The organism is Candidatus Obscuribacterales bacterium (assembly GCA_036703605.1).
Classification (GTDB): Bacteria; Cyanobacteriota; Cyanobacteriia; order RECH01; family RECH01; genus RECH01.
Genome location: DATNRH010000018.1, coordinates 1 through 1,365 on the forward strand (window position 1 = coordinate 1; position 1,365 = coordinate 1,365).

Here is a 1,365-nt window from a genome sequence, read left to right on the forward strand (position 1 = left end):
CATGCGGCGTTTGGTCAAGATCATGCCATTTTGAGGCATACTATCCTAATCCTGTGACAAGCCTGGCGTGGTTTGGAAATCTGGGACTGATAATTGTACGCCCTCCCTGCAGGAGTCAAGGACCACGACGGATCGAGGGACTTCCAGAATCGACCCCCGCCGTATCCCAAAACCTCGGCCGCGCTTGGGATGGAACCGGGGCAAGTTGGCTACACGGCGGTGGGGCCACCAGCGTGCGCGTGAGGTATGTCAGGGGTACGGCAGACTGGGGCAAAAAATGGGATATCCCTGAGTTACCCTAGGTCACCCCCGACTCGCCCCCAACTCACCCCAAGCTTGCTTGGAGGTTTCTTCTGGGAAGAGGATCTGGGAAAGACGAAGAGGAAGCAGGTTGGGACTAGAAGAATAACTTGCCATTGGATGAAAACCTGCCTATTGGTGAATTTGGGATGTTACCGGGGTGCTTTGGGATACGTCTGAGGTACGCGCGTATGCTCGAGTTGCTGGCTAGTACACTGCATGAGCGAGTCCTTATAAACTGAGATTGGTCGTGAAGAAAAAAGTTATGGTTCATCCCTGGTTGTGATACCTTTGAGGTATCCCAAGCAGCATATATGTTGACACGTTGGACACCCGACACCGCCGCAAAGCTCGCGTTGCGTTCGTTGAGTGACTTGGGACGCTCCAGCAAGCATAACATTGCCAACCATAAATTCATTGATGCAACGAAAACGTGCAAGCCGCATTTTTCCGGCGGCAACGCCAATTAGGCACTATCGTCCTATGCATCGATCCTACGTCGTTTTCAACTCTCAATGAGGCGACTAGGCATGTTGAACATGTACATGAATGTCCCTCTAGTAATTATGCGGGAGATCGCGTACTCTGCGCCACCTGCAACGTCTACGTAGAAGATGTTGCTTCTCATGTTCTGTCCCCCTACCACCAGGAGCGTGTGCATTCAGAGTCAGTACGATTGTTCACATAATTGTAGGGCCTACGCTACAATAGGAGCCTTTGATGTAACAGAAGCGCCTGATGCTGACATGGACTGGGGCGAGGAGCCAGCTTCAGTCAGAGAAAGATCGACGCTCTGTCCCTGCGGGCTCAATGCTGACGATCACAGTGCCCTTGTTCAGTGTAGTGGCTGCAGGCGTTGGAGCCACCTGAGCACAATGTTTACAGCTGGGAGGAGGCTGAGGCGTTCTACAACTACGACGAGAGCGAAAGCGGCAGTGCAGAGAATTCCGACAATGTCAATGATGAGGCAGAGTACTCAGAGCATGAGACTGCTGGCGTGTACATATGTCTGCTGTGCCGGGTCCTACCCGAGCGGAGAAGCTGGAGCGAGGTGCACCAGTGCAA

Annotated in this window: 1 protein-coding gene; it reads left to right on the plus strand. The window is 53.0% G+C overall.

The window, feature by feature from the left end:
* Positions 1-1,156: 1,156 nt before the first annotated feature.
* The coding region (locus V6D20_00540) for a hypothetical protein (GenBank protein ID HEY9814284.1) at positions 1,157-1,365 on the plus strand (209 nt) is incomplete at its 3' end.